This window comes from Limnomicrobium aquaticum (assembly GCF_040545545.1).
GTDB classification, from domain to species: Bacteria; Pseudomonadota; Alphaproteobacteria; order Rhizobiales; family Rhizobiaceae; genus Ensifer_A; species Ensifer_A aquaticum.
This window is the reverse complement of record NZ_JBEPMB010000002.1, coordinates 539,514-562,941: the sequence shown is the minus strand read 5'-3', so window position 1 is coordinate 562,941 and position 23,428 is coordinate 539,514. Positions and strand designations below refer to the sequence as shown.

The 23,428-nt window shown below is 60.9% G+C and carries 19 protein-coding genes; 8 read left to right on the top strand and 11 right to left on the bottom strand.

Annotated features, from left to right (window positions below):
- Positions 1-7: 7 nt before the first annotated feature.
- From ABID16_RS11415 to ABID16_RS11405, 3 genes are all read right to left on the bottom strand, one after another.
- On the bottom strand, positions 8-2,539 hold the full coding sequence (locus ABID16_RS11415; RefSeq protein ID WP_354556448.1) for a methyl-accepting chemotaxis protein: 2,532 nt from the start codon (positions 2,537-2,539) through the stop codon (positions 8-10).
- Between the two features lie 173 nt (positions 2,540-2,712).
- Positions 2,713-2,850 (bottom strand): hypothetical protein, encoded by a 138-nt coding sequence (locus tag ABID16_RS11410; RefSeq protein ID WP_354556447.1) that lies wholly within the window; start codon positions 2,848-2,850, stop codon positions 2,713-2,715.
- Between the two features lie 173 nt (positions 2,851-3,023).
- On the bottom strand, positions 3,024-4,205 hold the full coding sequence (locus tag ABID16_RS11405) for a BaiN/RdsA family NAD(P)/FAD-dependent oxidoreductase (RefSeq protein ID WP_354556446.1): 1,182 nt from the start codon (positions 4,203-4,205) through the stop codon (positions 3,024-3,026).
- A 73-nt stretch (positions 4,206-4,278) separates the two neighbouring features.
- On the opposite strand from ABID16_RS11405, the gene ABID16_RS11400 reads away from it, so the two are divergent.
- From ABID16_RS11400 to ABID16_RS11370, 7 genes are all read left to right on the top strand, one after another.
- The gene (locus ABID16_RS11400; protein WP_354556445.1) at positions 4,279-5,715 is read left to right on the top strand and encodes a glutamine synthetase family protein; all 1,437 of its coding nucleotides are present in this window, start codon (positions 4,279-4,281) and stop codon (positions 5,713-5,715) included.
- 199 nt (positions 5,716-5,914) lie between these two features.
- The gene (zwf, locus tag ABID16_RS11395; protein ID WP_354556444.1) at positions 5,915-7,390 is read left to right on the top strand and encodes a glucose-6-phosphate dehydrogenase; all 1,476 of its coding nucleotides are present in this window, start codon (positions 5,915-5,917) and stop codon (positions 7,388-7,390) included.
- A 3-nt stretch (positions 7,391-7,393) separates the two neighbouring features.
- Positions 7,394-8,092: a 6-phosphogluconolactonase gene (pgl, locus tag ABID16_RS11390; protein ID WP_354556443.1), complete on the top strand. Its 699-nt coding sequence runs from the start codon at positions 7,394-7,396 to the stop codon at positions 8,090-8,092.
- Between the two features lie 51 nt (positions 8,093-8,143).
- Positions 8,144-9,964, top strand: a complete 1,821-nt coding sequence (edd, locus tag ABID16_RS11385) for a phosphogluconate dehydratase (RefSeq protein WP_354556442.1) — start codon at positions 8,144-8,146, stop codon at positions 9,962-9,964.
- 167 nt (positions 9,965-10,131) lie between these two features.
- Entirely contained in the window at positions 10,132-11,487 is a 1,356-nt protein-coding gene (locus tag ABID16_RS11380; protein WP_354556441.1) for a metallophosphoesterase, read from the top strand.
- Positions 11,488-11,497: 10 nt separating this feature from the next.
- Positions 11,498-11,983 (top strand): GNAT family N-acetyltransferase, encoded by a 486-nt coding sequence (locus ABID16_RS11375; RefSeq protein WP_354556529.1) that lies wholly within the window; start codon positions 11,498-11,500, stop codon positions 11,981-11,983.
- A gap of 9 nt (positions 11,984-11,992) precedes the next feature.
- Entirely contained in the window at positions 11,993-12,580 is a 588-nt protein-coding gene (locus tag ABID16_RS11370; RefSeq protein ID WP_354556440.1) for a GNAT family N-acetyltransferase, read from the top strand.
- Between the two features lie 58 nt (positions 12,581-12,638).
- Here ABID16_RS11370 and ABID16_RS11365 read toward each other — a convergent pair whose 3' ends face one another.
- The 5 genes from ABID16_RS11365 to ABID16_RS11345 form a co-directional block, all read right to left on the bottom strand.
- A complete protein-coding gene (locus tag ABID16_RS11365; protein WP_354556439.1) occupies positions 12,639-13,727 on the bottom strand; it encodes an ABC transporter ATP-binding protein in 1,089 nt (362 codons plus the stop codon).
- A gap of 19 nt (positions 13,728-13,746) precedes the next feature.
- Positions 13,747-15,396 (bottom strand): beta-galactosidase BglA, encoded by a 1,650-nt coding sequence (gene bglA / locus ABID16_RS11360; RefSeq protein WP_354556438.1) that lies wholly within the window; start codon positions 15,394-15,396, stop codon positions 13,747-13,749.
- Between the two features lie 33 nt (positions 15,397-15,429).
- Complete coding sequence (locus ABID16_RS11355; protein ID WP_354556437.1) at positions 15,430-16,590, bottom strand: carbohydrate ABC transporter permease; 1,161 nt, start codon at positions 16,588-16,590, stop codon at positions 15,430-15,432.
- Between the two features lies 1 nt (position 16,591).
- Positions 16,592-17,602, bottom strand: coding sequence for a carbohydrate ABC transporter permease (locus tag ABID16_RS11350; RefSeq protein ID WP_354556436.1), 1,011 nt, complete (start codon positions 17,600-17,602; stop codon positions 16,592-16,594).
- 237 nt (positions 17,603-17,839) lie between these two features.
- The gene (locus tag ABID16_RS11345; protein ID WP_354556435.1) at positions 17,840-19,201 is read right to left on the bottom strand and encodes an ABC transporter substrate-binding protein; all 1,362 of its coding nucleotides are present in this window, start codon (positions 19,199-19,201) and stop codon (positions 17,840-17,842) included.
- Positions 19,202-19,496: 295 nt separating this feature from the next.
- On the opposite strand from ABID16_RS11345, the gene ABID16_RS11340 reads away from it, so the two are divergent.
- The gene (locus tag ABID16_RS11340) at positions 19,497-20,519 is read left to right on the top strand and encodes a LacI family DNA-binding transcriptional regulator (protein ID WP_435532405.1); all 1,023 of its coding nucleotides are present in this window, start codon (positions 19,497-19,499) and stop codon (positions 20,517-20,519) included.
- 99 nt (positions 20,520-20,618) lie between these two features.
- Here the strand turns inward: ABID16_RS11340 and ABID16_RS11335 are convergent, their stop codons facing one another.
- From ABID16_RS11335 to ABID16_RS11325, 3 genes are all read right to left on the bottom strand, one after another.
- Positions 20,619-21,602 (bottom strand): hypothetical protein, encoded by a 984-nt coding sequence (locus tag ABID16_RS11335; RefSeq protein WP_354556434.1) that lies wholly within the window; start codon positions 21,600-21,602, stop codon positions 20,619-20,621.
- Positions 21,603-21,743: 141 nt separating this feature from the next.
- On the bottom strand, positions 21,744-22,556 hold the full coding sequence (locus ABID16_RS11330) for a WecB/TagA/CpsF family glycosyltransferase (protein ID WP_354556433.1): 813 nt from the start codon (positions 22,554-22,556) through the stop codon (positions 21,744-21,746).
- Positions 22,557-22,870: 314 nt separating this feature from the next.
- A complete protein-coding gene (locus tag ABID16_RS11325; protein WP_354556432.1) occupies positions 22,871-23,428 on the bottom strand; it encodes a hypothetical protein in 558 nt (185 codons plus the stop codon).

Below are 23,428 nucleotides of genomic sequence, written 5' to 3'. Positions count from 1 at the left end.
CGCAACCTCATGCCGCGCGGTTGGCCGCGAATGATTGTGGCTCACTCCCGAGACTGAACCGGCCGACGAGCTTCATCAACTCGTCCGCTTCCATGGCCAGTTGGCGCGACATGGCCGTGGTTTCCTCGACCATGGCAGCATTCGCCTGGGTCATCTGGTCCATGCGGTTGACGGTCGAGTTCACTTCGCTCAGCGCCGAGGACTGGTCCTGCGCCGCCGTCGCAATCATGTTCATGTGCGCGGAGATGTCGGAAATTTGGCGGCTGATGTCATTCAGGACGCCGCCGGTCTTCTGGACATGGCCGACGCCCGAGGAAACCTCGCGCGAGGCCGTTTCGATCAGCCCCTTGATTTCCTTGGCGGCCCCGGCTGAGCGCTGGGCGAGTTCGCGGACTTCCATGGCAACAACGGCAAAGCCCTTGCCCGCTTCGCCCGCGCGTGCGGCCTCGATCCCGGCATTCAGCGCGAGAAGATTGGTCTGGAAGGCGATCTCATCGATGACATCGATGATCTGCTCGATCTGTTTAGAGGCGCCTTCGATCCGGGACATGGCCGAAACGGCATCGTTGACGACGACCACCGAGGCATCGGCATTGCTGCGGGCGCTGAGCACGATAGTATTCGCCTCGCGGGCTCGATCGGCGGAATTGCGCACTGTCGCGGTAATCTCCTCGACGGCGGCGGCGGTTTCCTCCAGCGAGGCGGCTTGCGCTTCGGTGCGGCGGGAGAGATCACCCGCGGCACCCTGCATGGCGGAGCCGTTGGCCTGAATGGTCAGCGCATTGTCCTGGATCTGCGAAAGCGTGTCGCGCAGCGTCATGAGCGATGCATTGAAATCGGCACGCAGGCGGTCGAGCGAGCCGGAGAACGGCGTGTCGATGGCCAGCGTCAGATCGCCATGGGCGAGACGGTCGAGGCCAGCGGCCAGTGCGTTGACGGCGAAGCTGATCTGCTCTTCGCTGATCCGCTTTTCCTCGTCATTGCGGGCGCGTTCGGCGTCTATTGCCGCGCGTGCCTCGGCACTTTCATTTTCCATGCGCACCTTGGCAAGCGCGTTTTCCTTGAAGACGCCGAGCGCACGGGCCATGTCGCCAATTTCATCGACGCGGGCATCACCCTGAATGGCCGTTTCCAGCCTGCCCTCTGCAAGCCGGCGCATCGCATTGGTGATCTGACCGATCGGCTTCTTGAAGGTCATGACGAGACCGATGCCTGCAACGATCGCAATCAGGATGCCGGCCAGCGTTGCGGAGACGGAAAGCGTATTGGCATGTTCGCGCTCGTCGCTGGCAGAATTCTTCTGGGTTTCTGCAAAGGCCGTGAGGTAACCCCAGATGACGTCGACCTGTCTCGTCGCCGAGGCGTAAACCCACTTGCGCTTGACATCGAGGTCCACGAGAGCCGCGCTATCGGCCTCCATCTGCTTGAGCGCCGGGGGTAGAGAGCCCATCAGGTTGGCGTAAAATTTCTCCGCCTTCGCGGAGCCTTGCAGTGCCTCCAGGTCCTTGCGGACGATCTGGAATTCCTGCACGAGGCGGTCGCGGTTCTCCTTTGTCGGGGTTGCCACGAAGCGGGCGAATTCAATCTGAATGGCATACATCGAGCCGGACAGGCGGTGCGAATCCTGCAGCATCGCCGCGGTACGCACTTTCTCGCCCTCAAGACCCGAAAGACCGCGGATGGCCTTGATCGTGCTGTCGGTATTGAACCCGTCCAGGGTGCTAGCGACCGCGCCGATGCGCGTCATCGCCTGTCCGATTTTCGGAAGCGTCGCATCATCGATCGCACCCGCACCCAGCGTGTTGTTCAGGTCATCGACGGCAGCCTTCAGTTCCGCGGCAACCGACTTCTTATCCTGCGGTAAGGCGGTGCCGAGCTTGCGAACCTGCTTGTTCAGATCATTGAGCTGGCCGGAAACGAAGGCGATCTTCGCGTCAGCCCCGCCGGCTTTTTCGTAACCGGTCACAAGGCTGTTGAGCGCGTGCATGATATCGAGAACACGGCCGGATTCGTAGAGCACCGACTTGGCTCCACCTTCCTGCTGCTGGATGCTGCGCTCGGAGTTTGCACCTGCGTCTGCGAGCAAGACCTGGGCGCCAATGACACCCTTCAGCCTGTCGTCGAGCGATTGCCGGAGCACGACATCCTGCTGACGCAGGTCCCAGAGATTGGCCACCTCCTTCTCGACGCTCGTGGTAACGTTGATCGCGTTGGTGAGGTCGGATACGCCATCGGCTTCGGGGTCGAGACCGGAGAGTGTCTGCTGCAGGACCTCTTTCTGATCCGTGAGCCGGGTGGTCACGTCCTTGTGGCTTGCCTCGGTCGACTCGCCGAGAAAGCGCGTCATGGCGGCTGACACGTCGCGGAAGCCGCTGAGCGAGGTCATCACGCTGTTGGAAATCAGGAGCCGTCCCTGAAGCAGTTCGACGGCATAAAGGCCGACAATACCGACTGCGGAAATGCTGATCACGAAGGGGAAGATGAAGACCAGAACCTTGGTCTGAATCCGGAAACGCGAGAGAATACTGTCAAAGCTCATTGTCCACCTCCGGAGCGGAGGCGCATTCTTGGTAAGTTCTCCGCTACTCACCGAAAGCTAATGCAGATCGCCTAATAAACTTCTAATAGACGTTAAACCGCTTAAGAACCTGACGATTATCAAGCGCAATCAGGCGCGCAAGGCGTCAAAAGCGCTCGATTGGGCTGACCCGATCAGATGGCGAGCAAAACGACCGTGATCGCCACGAGGGTAAGGGCGGAAGCGACAGTGATCTTCCAGATGCGCTGGATTTCCTGTTCGCGATTGAACGCTTGTACCTTGGCGACAGCCTTTGCTTTCCGAGCAGCCATATCGTTTTCCCCTTCCGGGATCCCGGCCCAATGCGTACAATCGCGTTGGGACGACCCCTTAAACGAAGCATCGTCCTGCAGTGTTAAGAAGGCGTTACTTGGCCCTAGCAGTCAAGGGAAAATAGGCCCTTGGTTTCGCCAATCTTAACGATTTTGCGACAACGCCGCAGAAATCACACGGCGCCGCCGGCGGCGTGGCCGGACGCCCAGGCCCATTGAAAATTATAGCCGCCAAGCCAGCCGGTCACATCGACGCATTCGCCGATGAAATAGAGGCCCTGCGCGGGCTTCGCCTCCATCGTTTTCGAATCGAGATCGCGGGTATCGATGCCACCCAGCGTGACTTCGGCTGTCCGGTAACCTTCGGTTCCGGCGGGTTTGATCGTCCAGTCGGAGACAGCGTCAGCCACGCGCGTCAGCACCTTGTCGGAGAGGTCGGCAAGATGACCGGGCGCGCCATGCTTGTCGGCGATGTATTTCGCAAGCCGGGCCGGGAGAATGGCCGCCAGCGCCGTGGACAAAGACTGGCGTCCGTTTGCGCTCTTCGCCGCCTTCAGTGCACCGAGCACATCGACATCAGGCTCCATGCGGATGCGGATGGCGTCGCCTTCGCGCCAGACCGCGGAAATCTGCAGGATGGCGGGACCGGACAAGCCGCGATGGGTGAAGAGCATAGCCTCGCGAAACATCGTCTTGCCGCAGCGAACTTCGACTTCGCAGGAAAGGCCCGCGAGTTCCGACAGCTCCGACAGCAATCCGGGTTCGAGGGTGAAGGGAACCAGCGCGGGCCGCGTTTCTGTGAGGCGCAGGCCGAAATTTTCGGCAATCCTGTAGGCAAGGCCCGTCGCGCCCATTTTCGGGATCGACTTGCCGCCGGTGGCGATCACCAGTGCAGGCGCTTCCAAGACACCTTCCGACGTCGCAACGCGATAGCGCTCACCTGCCTTTTCAACCCCGGCAATCTCGACGCCCGTCTGAAGCGTCACGCCAGCCGCAGCCATTTCCCCCAACAGCATCGCAACGATTTCCTTCGCCGATCCGTCGCAAAACAGTTGCCCCAGCGTCTTTTCATGCCACGCGATGCCGTGCGCCTCCACAAGCTTCAGGAAGTCGTGCGGGGTGTAGCGGGCGAGCGCGGATTTGCAGAAATGCGGATTGGACGAATAGTAGTTCTTCGGCCCGGCATCGAGATTGGTGAAATTGCAGCGGCCTCCGCCGGAAATGCGGATTTTCTCGCCGGGGGCTTTCGCGTGGTCAAGAACGGTCACGCGACGCCCGCGTTTGCCGGCGGCGATTGCCGCCATCATTCCGGCGGCGCCTGCACCAATTACGATGACATCGGAAACTTTGATCAAACTTCTTCTGCCCCCTCGCCAAACGTCCCGGAGTGTTTAATATGCGGGTATTGCAAAATCAAACCGGTGTAAAATGGCCGAAAAGAAGAAGTCCGCTCGCGCAACCTCCTCCAACGTGTCCTCGCAGTCTATCAAGGCTGCCATCGAGTCGCCCCGCGGGGTGAAGTCCTGGGCAGAAGCCGCCGCATGGCTGAGGGCTCGCGGCATCGAAGACGTGGAATGCATCACGCCTGACCTCGCCGGCGTGCCGCGCGGTAAGATGATGCCGACGTCAAAGTTCACCTCCAACACGTCGCTCGCCCTGCCGTCTGCGCTTTACCGCCACACGATCTCGGGCGAATATCCGGACGAGACGGAAAACTTCCGCTACGATTCACGCGACAGCGACATCAAACTAGTGCCCGATCTCTCCACGCTCACCGTGGTTCCGTGGGAGACCGACCCGACCGCGCAGGTGATCTGCGATATCGCGGGCTCGACCGGCGACAAGATCACCTACACGCCGCGCAACCTCCTGAAGCATATTGTCGAGCTTTATGCCGTGCAGGGCTGGAGGCCGGTCGTTGCGCCGGAAATCGAGTTCTATCTCGTCGCCAAGAACGATGACCCGGACTATCCGCTGCATCCACCGTCGGGCCGTTCCGGCCGCTCCATCGTCGGCGGGCAGGCCTATTCGATCGCGGGCGTCAACGAGTTCGACGAACTGGTGGATGATATCTACCACTACTCGGAAAAGCAGGGCCTCGAGATCGACACGCTGATCCATGAAGAGGGTCCGGCGCAGCTCGAAATCAACCTGCGCCATGGCGATCCGGTGGAACTTGCCGACCAGGTCTTCCTGTTCAAGCGCACGATCCGCGAAGCCGCGCTGAACCACGGGATCTATGCCACCTTCATGGCCAAGCCGATGCAGGGCCAGGCGGGGTCGGCGATGCATATCCACCAGTCGGTGGTGGACCTGAAGACGGGCAAGAACATCTTCTCCAAACCCGATGGTGAGCCGTCTGATGCCTTCTTCCACTTCATCGGGGGCATGCAGCGCTACATTCCGCGCGCCATGGCGATGATGGCGCCTTATGTGAACTCCTATCGGCGCCTGACGCCCGACATGGCGGCACCGCTCAACACCGCCTGGGGCTACGACAACCGCACCACGGCCTTCCGCGTGCCGGTTTCGGATGCGGCGGCACGGCGCGTCGAAAACCGGCTTCCGGGCTCGGATGCCAACCCCTATCTGGCGCTCGCGGCATCGCTCGCCTGCGGCTATCTCGGCATCATGCAAAAGCTGAACCCGACCGAGCCGACGGCCGAAACGGCCAACGAAGGCGCCATCGAACTGCCGCGCGGCCTGCTCGAGGCCGTGTCGCTGCTCGAAAGCGAACCGTCGCTGCACGATGTATTCACCTCCGAATTCATTCACATCTTCGCAGGTGTGAAGCGCGGCGAGTTCGAGACCTTCATGCAGGTGATCAGCCCGTGGGAACGCGAATTCCTGCTGCTGAACGTCTGACCACGCACCGAAAACGCAGCGATCTCCAGCATTTTCCGGCCGTCCTCGACGGCCGGCCTGGCTCGATTTGGCGGTTTCCTTCGACCCTGCGAGGGGCTAATGTCCCTGCGCACTGCGCATTTTTTCGCGTTGCACACTAGCGCAATTAAATCGATTAGATTATATGTGCCCCGATCCATTCTCCCAAGGACAAAGCTTCATGAGCAGCCAGATCATTCCCGTTGAGCCGTTCGATTACGTCGTCTTCGGCGGCACCGGCGACCTTGCAGAGCGCAAGCTTCTTCCCGCCCTTTACCACCGGCAGATGGCCGGCCAGTTTTCCGAGCCGACCCGTATCATCGGCGCGTCGCGTGCGGAGATGACGCATGACGAATATCGGAAGTTTGCCACCGACGCCCTGAAAGAGCATCTGAAGGCAGACGAGTTGGACAAGGCGGAGCTTGAGAAGTTCTGCGCCCGCCTTTTCTACGTTTCGGTCGATGCCAAGGCCGACAAGGGCTGGGACAAGCTGAAGCAGCTTCTGGATGAGGCCAAGGAGCGCGTGCGCGCCTTCTATCTCGCCGTCGGCCCCGCCCTCTTCGGCGACTTCTCGGAAAAGATCCGCGATCACAAGCTGATCACCAAGCAGACGCGCATTGTCGTCGAAAAGCCGATCGGCCGCGACCTCGACTCGGCATTGCAGCTCAATGACACGATCGGCAAGGTGTTCAAGGAAGAACAGATTTTCCGCATCGACCATTATCTCGGCAAGGAAACGGTGCAGAACCTCATGGCGCTGCGCTTTGCCAACGCGCTCTATGAGCCGCTGTGGAATGCCGAGCATATCGACCACGTACAGATCACGGTTGCCGAATCTGTCGGCCTTGAAAGCCGCGCGGGCTATTACGACAAGGCCGGCGCGCTGCGCGACATGGTGCAGAACCACATCCTGCAGCTTCTCTGCCTTGTCGCCATGGAACCACCGTCGTCCATGGACCCGGAAGCGGTGCGCGACGAGAAGCTGAAGGTTCTGCGCTCACTGAAACCGATCACCGCCGCCAATGTCGAAAAGACGACTGTGCGCGGACAGTACAAGGCCGGCGCATCTTCGAATGGCCCCGTGAAGGGCTATCTCGAAGAGCTGGAAGGCGGCGTGTCCGATACGGAAACCTTCGTGGCGCTGAAGGCCGAAATCGGCAGCTGGCGCTGGGCCGGTGTGCCCTTCTATCTGCGCACGGGCAAGCGTCTCGTCACGCGCATGTCGGAAATCGTCATCACCTTCAAGCCGGTTCCGCATTCGATCTTCGATGAGGCGGCAGGCCGCATCACCGCCAACCAGCTCGTCATTCGCCTGCAGCCGGACGAGGGCGTGAAGCAGTGGCTGATGATCAAGGATCCCGGTCCGGGCGGCATGCGCCTGCGTCACGTTCCGCTCGACATGACCTTCGCGCAGGCCTTCGAGGTGCGCAATCCGGATGCCTATGAGCGTCTTCTGCTCGACGTCATCCGCAACAACCAGACGCTCTTCATGCGCCGCGACGAAGTCGAGGCGGCGTGGCGCTGGGTCGATCCGATCCTCAAGGCCTGGGACGAGACCGGGCAGAAGTGCCAGAGCTACACGGCCGGCACCTGGGGTCCGAGCCAGGCGATTGCGCTGATCGAGCGCGACGGCCGCACCTGGCACGAAGGGGAGTAAGCCATGGCGTTCAGCCGCAAGGATTTCGAAAACGGCGCGGCTCTGGCGGAGGGGCTGGCGGCGCGCGTCGCGACCGCCCTCTCCGATGCCATCGCGGCGCGCGGATCGGCAAGCATTGCCGTATCCGGCGGCTCGACGCCCAAGGCTTTCTTCAAGGTTCTCTCGGGCAAGGACATTGCCTGGGACAAAGTCACGATCACGCTGGTCGATGAGCGTTTCGTGCCTGCGGACAATGCGCGCTCCAATCACAAGCTGGCGAACGAGTTCCTGCTGATCGGCAAGACGGCAGCGGCGACATTCGTGCCGCTCTATCATGCAGCCGACACGGCTGAGGCTGCTGCCGAGATCGCGACGCGCGAGACGGCTGGTTTCTCCAATCCGTTCGATGTGGCGATCCTCGGCATGGGAAATGACGGTCACACCGCCTCGTTCTTCCCCGGCGGCAATCATCTTGTCGAAGCACTGGATGCCAGCCGTCCGCGCGGCATTCTGACCATGGAAGCAGACGGCGCGGGTGAGCCGCGGCTTACCTTCTCCTTTTCCGCGCTTCAGGATGCCCGGCTTCTGGCGCTGCATATCGAAGGTGCCGAGAAAGCTTCCGTTCTGGAAAAGGCATTGGGCGGAACGGACGAGGCGGAGATGCCGATCCGCGCCGTGCTGAACCGGGCAATGTCCCCGGTCGAGATTTACTGGGCACCCTGACCTCCCAAAGGCAGTGCCTATCAACCCATAGAGACGAAAGGCAGGAAGCCCATGTCTGCGAACAGCAAGATTTCCGCCATCACGCAACGCATCGTCGAGCGCTCGAAGCCGACGCGCGGGCTCTATCTGGAGCGCATTTCGGCCGCCGCGCAAAAGGGCGTGCATCGCTCGGTGCTGGGCTGCGCCAATCTCGCCCACGGCTTTGCCGTCTGTTCCCCCTCGGACAAGGCCGCGCTTGCCGGCGATGTCGTTGGCAATCTCGGTATCATCACCGCCTATAACGACATGCTCTCGGCGCACCAGCCATTCGAGAGCTATCCGGCGCTGATCCGCGACGCGGCTCGCGAGGCGGGCGGTGTGGCGCAGGTGGCGGGCGGTGTTCCGGCGATGTGCGATGGCGTGACGCAAGGCCAACCCGGCATGGAGCTTTCGCTCTTCTCGCGCGACCTGATCGCGATGGCCGCCGGCATCGGTCTCTCGCACAACATGTTCGATGCGGTCGTCTATCTTGGCGTCTGCGACAAGATCGTGCCCGGTCTTGCCATGGCGGCCCTCACCTTCGGCCACCTGCCCGCGATCTTCGTTCCGGCCGGGCCGATGACGTCGGGGCTGCCGAATGACGAGAAGTCGCGCGTCCGCCAGCTTTATGCGGAAGGCAAGGTCGGCCGCGAGGAACTGCTGGAAGCGGAATCCAAGTCGTATCATGGTCCGGGAACCTGCACCTTCTACGGTACGGCCAATTCCAACCAGATGCTGATGGAGATCATGGGCTTCCATATGCCCGGCGCCTCCTTCATCAACCCCGGCACGCCGCTGCGCGATGCGCTGACCAAGGAAGCCGCCAAGCGGGCGCTGGCGATCACCGCACAGGGCAACGAATTCACGCCTGCCGGTGAGATGATCGACGAGCGCTCCATCGTCAACGGCGTGGTCGGCCTGCACGCGACCGGCGGCTCGACCAACCACACGCTGCACCTTCTGGCGATTGCCAAGGCGGCCGGCATCCAGCTGACCTGGGAAGACATTTCGGACCTTTCCGATGTCGTGCCGCTGCTCGCCCGCGTCTATCCGAACGGGCTTGCCGATGTGAACCATTTCCATGCTGCCGGTGGCATGGGCTTCCTGATCAAGGAACTGCTGAAAGACGGCATGCTGCATGACGACGTGCGCACCGTCTTCGGCCACGGACTGGAAGCCTACACAATCGATCCGCGCCTTGGCGAGGACGGCACCGTCGTGCGCGACAAGGCACCCGAAGTCAGCCACGACCCGAAAGTGCTGACCACGATCGACAAGCCGTTCCAGGCGAATGGCGGGCTGAAGATGCTGACAGGCAATCTCGGCAAGGCCGTGATCAAGATCTCCGCTGTGAAGCCGGAGCGCCATGTCATCGAAGCGCCTGCGATCGTCTTCAACGATCAGGCCGAACTGCAGCAGGCGTTCAAGGACGGCAAGCTGGAACGCGATTTCATCGCCGTCGTCCGCTTCCAGGGCCCGAAGGCCAACGGCATGCCGGAGCTGCACAAGCTGACGCCGCCGCTCGGCGTGCTGCAGGATCGCGGCTTCAAGGTGGCGCTCGTCACCGACGGCCGCATGTCGGGCGCATCCGGCAAGGTGCCGGCAGCGATCCACATGACGCCGGAAGCTGTCAATGGCGGCGCCATCGCCAAGGTCCGCGACGGCGACATGATCCGACTGGATGCCGTTAACGGCACGGTCGAGGTTCTGGTCGATGATGCGGAATTCAATGCCCGCCCGGTGGCGACTGCCGATCTGTCGGCCAACGAATACGGCATGGGCCGCGAGCTCTTCGCGCCCTTCCGGGCGATGGTCGGTGCGGCCGATCAGGGTGCCAGCGTCGTCTTCAACTGAGCTTTGTCAATCGGGGCAGCTTCTGCCGCCCCGGTCATCTTCCCGCGTCACATTCATGTAGCATGGCATTGTTAGGCAAAGGGCATCCCGCCTCTTGCTCTGACGCAATTCTCACTGAAAAGTGGTTCACGCTTTTTCGGAAATTGCTCTAAAAGGAATTGCCAATCATGTTGCTGAAACGTCGTGTTGTCCTGGGAATGATTTCATCCACTGCCCTTCTCCCGTTTGTCAGTCTGCCGGTTGCGGCAGCCGAGCAAGGCGTCGACTTTATCATCCTGTCGGACCTCCATTCGGCCTATGAGCGCATGGCGCAGCTGCTGCTCGCCATCCAGTCGCGTGTTTCTTCCGCCAAGCGTCCCCAGGTCATCCTGTTCAACGGCGACCTCTTCGAAAGCGGCAATGTTGTCGCCACCCGCTCGGCCGGCGAGGCCGACTGGGCCTTCCTCGGCGCGCTTGCCAAGCTCGCGCCGACGATTTTCAACATTGGCAACCATGAGTCCGACCTGGATAATGACCTCGCGCATTTCATCGAGCGCGCCAAGGGTTTGGGCGTGACGGTCCTCAGCAACATCGTCGACAAGCGCACCGGCAAGCCTTACACCGACGCTGCGGCGACGCTGAAGGCCGGTGAGACCACGCTGAATATCGCAGCGCTCGGCGTCAACGCGCTCGGCACCTATCCGAAGCCGACGCGCGAGCTGATCGTGGTTCCCGAGCCGGTCGAATATGCAAAGGCCAATCTGCCTTCCCTGCTCAAGAAGGACGGCATCAATATCGTGATGAGCCATGCCGGGGTCGTGCCGGACCGTGACATCCTGCCGATGCTGCCGGATGGCACGCTGATGATCGGCGGTCACGACCACCTGACGCTGATTCATGAAGCCGGCAAGACGCGCTATGTCCACACCGGCTCCTGGGGGGCGCTGCTGACCATCGCCGCCGTCGCTACATCCGGCGAAGCGGCGAAGATCGAGCAGGTCTCGATCGACCGTGAGAGCCCTGCGACCGAAGACCTGAAGGCTGTCATCGCCAAGGTTCTGGCCGCCAATCTGAAGGAAGAAGACAAGGCTGTCGTTGCCAAGACCGCGAAGGCTGAAACGCTGGGCGAAACCGCTCGCTTCACGGCCTCGGCCATCGCCGCGAAGGTGGGTGCGGATATCGGCTTCATCGGCCACACATCCTTCGGCACCGGCCTGCCGAAAGGTGACGTCACACGCTTCGACTACAATGCCGCCGTGCGTTTTGAAGGCAAGATCATGAAGGCGGAAGTGGATGCGGCAACGCTCGCCGAAATCCTCAAGCGCTGCAACCAGGATGGCGATGTGCCGCTCGCCTCCCGCACCGGCGACTTCCTCTATGCCGTTCCGGCTGTCGCCGGCGACAAGAAGACTTACACGATCGCCTGCAATGACTGGTCGGCGATCAACCGCAAGGCCTATTTCGGCCGCGAGGACCTCGCCTTCACCGAAGTGCCGGACCTGAAGCTCAAGACACTGGTCGTCGAAGCGCTTGGCAAGGCATGAGGCCGTCTTGATGGGCATCCGCGCGGCTACCGAGGCTGATATCCCCGCCATCATGGACATCGAGCGCACGCCCGGTTTCGAACAGTTCTTCGGCTGGTTTTCGGAAGATGAGCATATCGCTCATCTCTCCGATCCCGATTGCCGGGTGCTGGTTCTGGAGGAGAACGGCGCGGTTCAAGGCTTTGCCTTCTTGCGCGGCTTCGCCGAAGGGGAAGGCAGCATCCGCCTGAACCGGCTCGCCGTGCGTGCGCCCGGACACGGAACCGGACAAAAGCTTCTCGATCACGCGAAGGCAATCGCCTTTGAGGAGCCCTCCACGCATCGTTTCTGGCTGCGCGTGGCGGAGGCAAACCGGCGCGCGCGTCATGTCTATGAGCGCAATGGCTTCGTGCTGGAGACGTTGCTGCCCAAGGGGGGTGTTTCTGCGGCGGGCGAGAGTGTCGATATTGCGCGCTACGGTCTTTTGAGGGAAGACTGGCAATTCGAATTTGCCTGAGACCGCCAAATGTTCGTTCGCCCAGCCACAGAAGCCGACCTTGCCGCCATCATGGATATAGAGCGGACGCCCGGCTTTGACGCCTATGTGGGCCGGTCAGAACGGGCACAGCATGAGGCGCTGATGGCGGCGGCGGACTGTCGCTATGTCATGCTTGAGGGTGAGAGGGGGCCGGTGGGCTTTGCGATTCTGCAGGGGATTGGCTCTGCAAACCACGTTGTCTACCTGAAGCGCATCGCCATTCGTTCGCCGGGTAAGGGATTGGGAAAGAGGTTCCTCTCCGAATTGATCCGGCTGTCATTCAAAGAGTATGGCGCGGAGAAGTTCTGGCTGGATGCCTTTGAGACGAATGCGCGGGCGCGGCATGTCTATGCAGCCTGCGGCCTTCAGCATGACGGTGTGCTGAGGGAGCATTATCCGCTGGCGGATGGCAGCCGAGCGAACCTGGTCATCATGTCGATCCTGAAGCGGGAGTGGTTGGACGCTGAGGCGCGGCGGCAGTCTCTGTTGATAGCAGAGGCTGATGCACGGGACCCCTCACTTGGCGCATTGATGGACGCTGCTTGGGCCGATGTGAACGACGATCCCAACAGGTAAAGGCGACGCCTTCCTCTCGGCGCCCCCTCTGGCTTGTTGTCCCGAGGATCTGACTATATCACCGCCGATACGTCTTCCCGTCCCCATCAAACAGGTGCAGCTTCGAGCCTTCCGCCGCGAGCCTCACCTTCTGGCCCTTCCGGATGTCAACGATACCCGGCAGCTTGGCGATCAGCGGTTCGTCGTCGGTCAGGTCTTGGAGATAGAGGAGCGTGACTTCGCCGAGCGCCTCGACGATATCGACCGTTCCTTCGAAGAGATAGTCGTCGCCGGTGGTGAGCGTCAGGTCTTCCGGGCGGACGCCGAAGCTGGCGGCTTTGCCCTTTTCGCCTGATGCCGTTGCGATCGGCACGGAAACAGAACCGCCGCCGGAGAGCGACACGCGGGTGACATCGCCCGTCTCGTCAATCTTCACCGGCACGATATTCATGGCCGGCGAGCCGATAAACTGGGCGACAAAGAGATTGGCGGGGCGCTCGTAGAGTTCCAGCGGCGGGCCGACCTGTTCGATATGGCCGGCGGAGAGGACCACGATGCGGTCGGCGAGCGTCATGGCCTCGACCTGGTCGTGGGTGACATAGATCATCGTCGTGTCGGCCATCTGCTCGTTGAGCTTGGCGATCTCGATGCGGGTGGCGACGCGCAGTGCCGCATCGAGGTTCGACAGCGGCTCGTCGAAGAGGAAGACCTTCGGGTTGCGGCAGATGGCGCGGCCGATGGCGACGCGCTGGCGCTGGCCTCCTGAGAGGGCTTTCGGCAGGCGCTCCAGATAGGGGCCAAGCTGGAGGATATCGGCGGCGGCGCGGACGCGGCGGTCGATCTCTTCCTTGCTTTCCTTGGCGATCCGCATGCCGAAGGCCATGTTGTCATAGACCGTCATATGCGGATAAAGCGCGTAGGACTGGAAGACCATGGCGATGCCGCGGCGCGCCGGCGGCACTTCGTTGACACGCTGACCGTCGATGATCATCTCGCCGCCGGTGATTTCCTCGAGACCGGCGATCATGCGCAGCAAGGTCGATTTTCCGCAGCCCGAGGGGCCGACGAAGACGACGAACTCGCCCTGCTTGATCTCCAGATCGACGCCCTTGATGACGTCGATTGCACCGTAGGACTTGCGGATGTCCTTCAGAACCACACCTGCCATGCCCTGTCCTCCCTCTTATCTATTGAATGCGGGCGAAGAATGCGCCCCAGGCCGGAAGCACGATCTGCGCGTCCGTCAGATTGGCCTCGAAGCCGTGTCCCGTCAGCGTCTCCAGCAGACCGGCGGGCTTTGCCACCGTTTCCGGGCCGGACGACATGTTGAAGTAGCAAACGATGGTTTCATTGCCGAGCTTGCGCTCGAAGCCGAGAACCGGGCCGTCTTCCTGCGTGAAGACGATCTCGCCCTTGGCAAAGGCCGGATGCTGCTTGCGGAAGGCCAGGAAGCGGCCATATTGCGACATCACCGATGCCTCGTCGGCAGCTTCCGCAGCAACGGAGAGCGGCAGGTGTTCCGGCGGAACCGGCAGCCAAGGCTTGGCAGTCGAGAAGCCGCCGAAGTTCGAGCCGTCCCAGACCATGGGCGTGCGGCAACCGTCGCGGCCCTTGAATTCCGGCCAGAACTGGATGCCGTAAGGGTCCTGCAGGTCTTCGAACTGGAGGTCGGCTTCCGGCAGGGCAAGCTCTTCGCCCTGATAGATGCAGGCCGAGCCGCGCAGCGTCAGGAGCAGCGCATTCAGCATCTTTGCGTAAGCCTGCTTGTCGGAAATACCCTCGCCCCAGCGGGTGACGTGGCGCACCACGTCGTGGTTGGAGAAGGCCCAGCAGGCCCAGCCTTCGGGTGCGGCGACTTCAAAGGCGCGCTGCACCTCTGCAACGAATTTCGGGCTCAGCTTTTCCGGCGCCAGGAATTCAAAGGCGTAGCACATCTGCATCTTGTCGCCGCCGGACGTGTATTCGCCGGCAATCTCGAGACCGCGCTGGCTGTCGCCGACTTCGCCGACGGCGGCGATGTCCTGATATTCGTTCATGACGGCGCGGAGGCGCTTCAGGAATTCCAGGTTCTCCGGACGGTTCTTGTCGTAGAGATGCTCCTGGTGGTTATAGGGGTTCACGGCAGGCGCCGTGTTGGCGTTGCGGCGCTCGGGCGGCAGGCCCGGATTGCTGCGCAATTCCTTGTCGTGGAAATAGAAATTGATCGTGTCGAGGCGGAAGCCGTCGACGCCGCGTTCCAGCCAGAAGCGGGCAACGTCGAGCAGAGCGTTCTGGACATCCGGATTGTGGAAGTTCAGGTCCGGCTGCGAAGTCAGGAAGTTGTGCAGATAGTACTGGCAGCGGCCCGGATCCCAGGCCCAGGCGGAACCGCCGAAGATGGAGAGCCAGTTGTTGGGCGGCGTGCCGTCGTCCTTGGGATCGACCCAGACATACCAGTCGGCCTTCTCGTTGTCCTTGCTCGCCGAGCTTTCGATGAACCAGGGGTGCTGGTCGGAGGTATGCGAGATGACGAGGTCGATCATGACGCGCAGCTTGAGGCGATGCGCTTCGGCGATCATTGCATCGAAATCGGCAATCGTGCCGAAGATAGGGTCGATGTCGATATAGTTCGACACGTCGTAGCCGAAATCCTTCATCGGCGACTTGAAGAAGGGCGAGATCCAGATCGCGTCCGCGCCAAGCTCGGCAATATGCGACAGGCGGCCGGTGATGCCCTTCAGGTCGCCCACGCCGTCGCCGTTGCTATCCTGATAGGAGCGCGGGTAGATCTGGTAGATCACTGCGCCGCGCCACCAGTCTGCGTCGGGAACGAGATTGCCTCTGAGTGTCTGGTTCATGAAGTCCATTCCAATTTCAATAGTTTGGCCGTCTCAACCGCCCTTGACGGAGCCGGCGAGCAGGCCGCGAACGAGATAGCGTTGCAGCGAGAAGAAGACGAGGAGCGGCACGAGGATCGACACGAAGGCCGAGGCCGAGAGGATTTCCCAATTGCCGCCGCGCGAGCCGAGCAGCGCATTGAGCGCCCCTGTCAGCACCAGCTTGTCCTTGTCGGTGCCGAGGAACACCATGGCGACCAGAAGGTCGTTCCACACCCAGAGGAACTGGAAGATGGCAAAGGAGGCGAGCGCCGGGAAGGAGAGCGGCAGGACGATCTTTGTGAAGATCTCGAAATCGCCCGCGCCATCGACACGCGCGCTTTCGATGATCTCCTTCGGCAGACCAACGATGTAGTTGCGCAGCAGGTAGATGGCGAGCGGCAGGCCGAAGGCGGTGTGCGCAAGCCAGATGCCGGCATAGGTCTTGGACGGGACGCCGAGGAAGGTGCCGACATCGTTGTATAGGCGCAGCAGCGGGATCAGCGACATCTGCAGCGGCACGACGATGAGGCCCACAACAGCGGCGAGCAGCAGCGTGCGGCCCTTGAAGCTCATCCAGGAGAGCGCATAGGCAGCGAAGGCGGCGACCAGGATCGGAATGACCGTTGCGGGGATCGCCACCGTCAGCGAGTTGACGAAGGACTGGCCGATGCCCTCGCCCGTCAGCACGTTCTGATAGTTCGTCATGGTGAAGACAGGCGGTGTCGCGACAGCCAAATAAACGCGTCGGCCGGTATTATCCTCGGTGAAAGGCGCGGTGCTTGTGTAGCGATAGGTGCCGTCCGAGTTAATTGCCAGTTTGATGCCGTCGCCGAGATCGGCCTCTGTGCCGGCCTTGTAGGCACGCGGCGCAACAGCCTTGGTGCCGAAGGCGTTGACGGCGCCGCCTCTGCCCTCCAGCACATTGCCGGAAATGACGTAGAGCGGGCCTTCCTGCTTCATCTTGTCGAGGCCGGCCAGGCGGCCGGGTTCGTTGCGCTCGGAGGAGGAGAAAGCCGTCCACCATCCGGAGACGGTCAGCTGGTCCTTGTCGCGGAAAGACGACACGAAGATGCCGAGCGTTGGCATAACCCAGAGCGCCACAACGACGAGAACTGTGAGGTTGATGATCAGGCGGGGAAGGCCGATGCGGGCGAGACGGTTGCCGATGCTCATCTTAGCGCCCCTTCATTTCTTCGTTGGCACGACGTATGTTCCAGATCATGATCGGCGTCACCGCCAGCATGAGGACCACGGCAATCGCCGCACTGCGACCGCTGTCGCCGCCGCCCTGGAACATCCAGCCGAACATGAGGTTGGCGAGTACTTCCGAATTCCACTGACCGTTGGTCATGGTGAGAACAATATCGAAGACCTTCAGCACGAGAATGGTGATGGTCGTCCAGACGGTGGCGATCGTACCCCAGATTTGCGGGACCATGATCTTCCAGAAGATCTGCCAGCCGCTGGCGCCATCGATCACGGCGGCCTCGATCGTCTCTTCCGGAATGCCGCGGAGCGCTGCGGAGAGGATGACCATGGCAAAGCCGGTCTGGATCCAGATGAGGATGACCATCAGGAAGAAGTTGTTCCAGAAGGGAATGGCGAGCCAAACCTCCGGCTTGCCGCCGAGATATTGCACTATGGCATTGAGTATGCCGATCTGAATCTGCCCGTCACCGCGATAGTCGTAGATGAACTTCCAGATAACCGATGCGCCGACGAAGGAGATCGCCATCGGCATGAAGACGAGACTTTTCGCAACATTGCCCCAGGCAAGCCGATCCGTCATGACGGCGATGATCAGGCCGAAGAAAGTGCATGCGGCGGGCACGACGGCGAGCCACAGGATGTTGTTGAAGATCGACTGGCGGAAGCCGGCATCGTTGACGGCCCAGAGATAGTTGGAAAAGCCGACAAAGTCCTGCGCGTCGCGGCCGTAGAAGGACAGGATCAGTGTGGCGATCACAGGATAGACGAGATAGATCGTGAGCAGGAGAACCGCAGGGCCGAGAAAGAGCCAAGGGCGGATCATAGCCCTCGTGCGCAGATTGCGCGAGGCCTTTGCGACATCGCCCGTGTCGGGCAGCGCCAGATCAAGAATGCGGTTAGTCAAGTAAAAGTAGGCTGCGGCAGCAAAGACGCCCACCACCATGACCATCAGAGCCGACACGATTTGCGACAGCATTCTCCCCTCCCCTTTTCGTCAGGATCGTTCAGCAGCATCTCCAAAGGCGGCACGACCGACCGATCTTGTTTTTTCTTATTCGATGGCCGTCGCAAGCCTGCGTGAACCGCGCGGCATTTTTGTCATGTCCTGAAAAGTGTTCCCCCTTGCGCGGCCAGATATGCGTCAAGCCACCCAAAAGTTCCGCCATGCAGGAAGAAGGCGCCGGCAAGAGTTCCGGCGCCCTCGCAAGCGTCCTTACTTCAGGCCGTCCCAGGCCTTCTGGATCTGGTCGGCGACCTGTGCAGAGGACTTGCCACTGACATAGTCGACCATGCCCGTCCAGAACGCGCCGGCGCCGATCTTGCCCGGCATCAGATCCGAACCGTCGAAGCGGAAGGTCGTGGCGGTCGTCAAAAGTTCGCCTTCCTTGCGCATCGTGTCGTTGGCATAGGTCGCCGTGTTCACGGCCTTGTAAGGCGTCAGGAAGCTCGACTGCGCCATCCAGACTTCATGCGCAATCGGCGTCTGGAGGAAGGCGATGAAGGCGCGAGCGGCCTTGCTGTCCTTTGCGATCGTGACCAGCGTCCCGGCGCCTTCGACGGGCTTGCCGAGTTCCGGATGCGAGGCATAAGGCGGGAAGTAGAAGAAGTCCGCATCCTTGCCGAGCTTCGTGCCATCCGGGAAGAAGGACGGGATGAAGGACGCCTGGCGGTGCATGTAGCACTTCGGCGGGACGCCGAAGAGACCCTTCGGGCTGTCGCGGAAGTCGGTCGAGGCAACAGCCTTGGCGCCTCCGTCAACGAACTTGTCGTTCTTCGCGAACCAGCCAAATTCATCGATCGCCTTTTCAACGATCGGGTCGTTGAACTTCAGTTCGTTCGTCGTCCACTTGTCATAGTTTTCCGGCGTCGTCGTGCGCAGCATCAGGTCTTCTACCCAGTCGGTTGCCGGCCAGCCGGTCGCACCGCCAGAACCCAGACCGATGCACCACGGCGTGCCGCCATCCTTGACGATCTTCTCGGTCAGGGCTTTCAGATCTTCCATGGTCGCCGGGATCTTGTAGCCAGCTTCCTTGAAGTTTTCCGGCGAGTACCAGACGAGCGACTTCACGTCTGCCTTGTAGGGGAATGCGAAGAAGGCCTTCTTCCCATCCTTGCCCTTGTAGGTGCCGAGGTCGACCCAGGACTGGCCAGCGCCGTAGTTGTCCTTGATCCACTTGGACATGTCGTCGCCAAGCGGCGTCAGGAAACCCTTCGAGGCGAGGTCTGCGAGCAGGCCCGGCTGCGGCAGGATCGCAATATTCGGCGGGGAGCCGGCCTGCGTGTCGATGACGATCTGCTGTTCGTAGTTTTCAGAGGAAGAATACTTGACCGTCACACCGGTCGCTTCGGAGAAGTAGTTGAGAACGGTAGTGACCAGCTTCTCGTCTTCGCCACGCCAGGGGCCGAAAATGGTGAGCGTTTCGCCCTTCAGGTCGCCGTGTGCCTTCTTGTAGGCGTCGTAGCTGGCCCAGTTGAACTTGGAATCTTCGCCCGGCTTGAACTTCAAGTCCGCAGCCAGCGCGGAGCCGCCGGCAAGCGCAGCAACAGCCACACCCAAAAGCAACAATTTCTTCATCTGATTTGCCTCCCTAGCAATCGGCCTCACGGCCTTAAAAATCGTCCGAATGAAAGCACTTTCCCAAAGCGCTTTGAGTGCCATTCATCCCACCATTCTCCTCCCGGAGTCAAGTGGGTTGATACAACTTTGGCTCGACTTGTCCGTCTGCTGCGGCGCAATAGGCGCCTAATGCACTGCAATACATGGTTTTCATGTTTGATAAGGCGTCGATATCGGGTTAGATTACCACGCGCTTCAAGATGACGCACGAAGAATTATCCAAAGCGCTTTGAGGATCAGGAGGGGATATTCGGTGAATCTCAAACAGCTTTCGGACCGGCTGGGGCTTTCGCAAACGACGGTCAGTCGTGCGCTAAACGGCTACCCGGAAGTCAGCGAGGCCACACGCGAACGCGTCCTGAAAGCGGCGCAGCAGACAGGATACAAGCCGAACAAAGCGGCGCAACGGCTGGCGACCGGCAAGGCCAAGTCGATCGGGCTCGTCATGCAGAGCGCGCCGGAAATCGGCGGCGATCCGCATTTTAGCGAGTTCCTGAGTGGTCTGGCCGAAGAGGCCGTGAAGCACGACTTTCATTTCGTCATGGCTCCAGCGTCCCCGGACGACGAGCTCAATGCCATCAAGCGCCTGATTGCCAGCGGCTATGTGGATGCAATCTTCCTGGCGCATGTTGTCGATCCCGACCCGCGCGTGGCACTTCTGCGGTCCTCCTCGATCCCCTATCTGCTGCATGGCCGGATCATGGGTGATACGCATGACTATCCCTATCTCGACGTCGACAATGAAGGCGCTTTCTACACGGCTGCGAAGCTTTTACTGCAATTCGGTCACAAGCGCTTCGCGCTCCTCAACGGCATGGAGCGGTTCACCTTTGCGATGCGGCGCAAGATCGGGCTGGAGAAAGCCCTTGGCGAAGCTGGCCTCACCTTATCCCCCGACCTCGTCCATCACAGCGTCATGGGCGATCAGGCCGGTTTTCGGGCGATGGAACGCTTCCTTGCCCGCCCGGAAAGACCCACCGCCGTGCTATGCGCCAGTACGGCGCTCGCGCTGGGTGCCGTGCGCGCCATCAACAAGGCGGGGCTGAAGCTTGGAACGGATATTTCGCTGATTGCGCATGACGACGTCCTGACGACGCTTCGACCCGAGAATTTCAGCGTGCCTCTCACGACCACACGCTCGTCGCTGAAGGCTGCGGGCGCAAGGATCGGCCAGCGTCTTATCGCAGGGCTTGATGGCACAGGCGACATGCCGGAGCAGGAATTATGGGAGGCTGAACTGATCGTGCGCGCCTCCACGGGCCCCGCCCCGATGTAAGACCAAGGACCATTGGCGTGAGCCTGGCGAGAACGAAAAAGGCCGCTCCCGGCGGCCTTCACGAAAATTCAGATTGGAGGCGGATGTGCCTTCGAAGTCTCAACGTCCGAAGGAATTGACCCGACGGCGGCGGCGCAGCTGCTCGGCCGTGATCCAGCGGACCTGATCGCGCAGCGACTGCATATCGGTCAGAACGTCTTCAAGTGCATCTTCCGAGGGCTGTTCGATGGCGTGGCGAGCGTCCTGACGGAGTTCTGCCATCCGCACCACGATCTCGCGAGCGGGCTTGAGCTCCACCTGTCCGGGCTCGTCGTTCGAGCCTTCCGGCATGCTGTTCTGCCTGCCGGTTTCGGGCCACATGCGTTCCAGCATATCGATCTGTTCCAGAATGCCGCGCGGTACCACTGCAGCCGGCTTTGCCGGCGCGGCGACCTTCACGTTCCCCTTGCGCAATTCGCGTGCAACGCCAAGAGCGATCACCGAGCTAGCCAGAAGCAGCGAGAGAATGACAATCTCGATCTGATAGAGCAAAACGGAGGCCGCTGGAATGACGCGCGATTTGGCGACCAGCATGAAGCGGGTCGGCGCGGCTGTGGCGCCTTCAGTCAGGGCTTGCGTGGCGGAAAGGCTGGTAAGCCCACGGGCAAGGTGGTTGGCAATGAGCGCATCGAAAGCCGGCGCTCCAGAGGCGACATTGATGTCGACAACGGTAGCGCGCTCTGAAGGCCCAATGGAAATCGCGGACGCCAGAAACTGCTCTGCCTTCTGCTCCCCGAACAATCCGCTTTCGGCGAGGTTGAGGTCTGCGCTCGCCTTGAGCAGGGCAGCGGGCGCCAGGATCATGCGGCGCATCTGCGCGATCGCGTCTGGGGCGGATACCACGTTGGAACCGTTACCTGCCGAAACGGCGACAACCTGCGCCGGCGCAACTCTCGCCGGGTTTTGCCAGGCGATCAGTGAAGCCGCGGAAATACCCAAGAGGACACAGAGGCCTGCGGCAGCCCAACGACCCCGCTTGAGGTTGCGGCAGGCGGACAATGCACCGTCGATTCCAAATTGCCGAACTGAAATGCTCGCGAACATGCATTTGCCTCTTGCATAGAACAACATGGTTAATGTTGTTAAACAAACAAGGGTAACAAATGGTTAACGGCAGTTGGGCGAGCGGCTCCCAGCAACCTGAATTGACGAATGGCAGGTCTGAACCCGCCATTTCACGCGATATCAGACGACCAGATTTTCCCCGTGCGCATACGGCTTCCCCAGCACTCGAACCACGAAAGCCTGTCGCAGCGATCGAGCAATGAAGAGCGGATTGCCGATGATGTAGCGTCGCCACATCCGCTTCGGCTCGATCAGGAGGCGGAACAACCACTCAAGCCGCATGCGACGCAGGAAGTGTGGTGCACGCGGAACGGCATTGGCTACAAAGTCAAACAGGGCACCGACGCACAGGACCAGCCGCGCATGATGGGGGCGGACATAGGTGTCGACCCACTTTTCCTGCTTGGGACTGCCGAGGCCCACCATGAGGACGTCGAGCTTGAGGGCATCCATACGCTCCGCCACGTTGACGGAGTCCGTTTCTTCGAAATAGCCGTCGGAGACGACAATGAATTCGTGCCAGGGCGCATGGCGCTTGAAGTTGGCCGCAGCCTTCGCGGCGACCTCCGGCAGGCCGCCGATGAGGCCGATGCGCTTCGGACGGTCCATGTAGGTCAGGAGAGCAGGCACGAAGTCGGTACCGTTGAGATTGGCAGGGAACTTGTCGCCATAGACGAAGGTGGATGCGATATCGACACCGATCCCGTCGGGCAAGATCATCTGGCGGGTGAGAATGTCGCGATACTCTGCGTCCGCATACATGATGTTCGCATTATTGGCATTGAGGAAGGAAATGATGGTCTGGCCGAGCGGAAGCGAAGCCATCTGATTGGCGAAAGCGAGCGCATCGCCATAGCCGAAGCAGGAGACATCAAGTCCGAGAATGGCGCGGCGGCTGACGGCGGCTGACTTAATGTGAGAAATGTGGTTCACGCGCGTACCTCCCGGGCTTCGGGGCGACCGACCCGAGGCAGGAAACTGCCGGAACTCATAACGGACACATCAAACATCGGTATTCGCCTCAAACCACATCTTGCGGTGAAGCGAAGCTAGGATGAATCCTCTAAAGGCGTTGCTAACGGGTCGCGTCGAATGCGTCGCTTTCCCTTCATCTTTCATTAGGAAAGAGGGGGCGAATGGGCCGCTCGGGGGCTGAAACCAGGGAATTATATGTTAAAATTCAAAGACTTGGTCTGATTAAGAATTTATTAGCCAGTTCAACAGTTCTTTGGCTCGTTACCAAATCGTTAATGGCCTTCGGCGGCAGGTTTCTCGGCCGCTGTCCCATCCTTGGGCGCTTCGCCTTTCACGATGGATTCACCGCTCTGGATGGTCCCCTTCTTTTGCGCCATGCTGGCGCGAAGGTCTTCCTTCGACAGATAGTCGATCTGTTCGATGAGGACGTCGAACACCACTTCCTGGCCAAGGCGCTTATTGACCGCCTCCTTGATCATCGCGCGAAAGGCCGCGACGTCGAAGCTGTTCCGGTGTCCCAGATCGATCATCTTGTCGCCGACAAGCGACGTGTAGAGCTCGTCCGTAATCATCACCTCGAGCGGAACGTGGACGCCCGCAACCTTCACCTTGTCAACCACATAGGACAGTCGCGTGAGGAAATAGCCCTTGACGGCCCCGTCCTCGATGACGGGAAGACTGGTCAGTTCGCCCCGCACCGTCTCCTCGGCCGCCTTGCGTGCCGCGGCCGCCTCATCGACCTTCGGAGCCAATGCCGTCTGCACGGAAAAATAGGTTGCGATCAGTGCGACGATCGCAACCCATACCCCGGAGATGACGAGCTTGAGCAT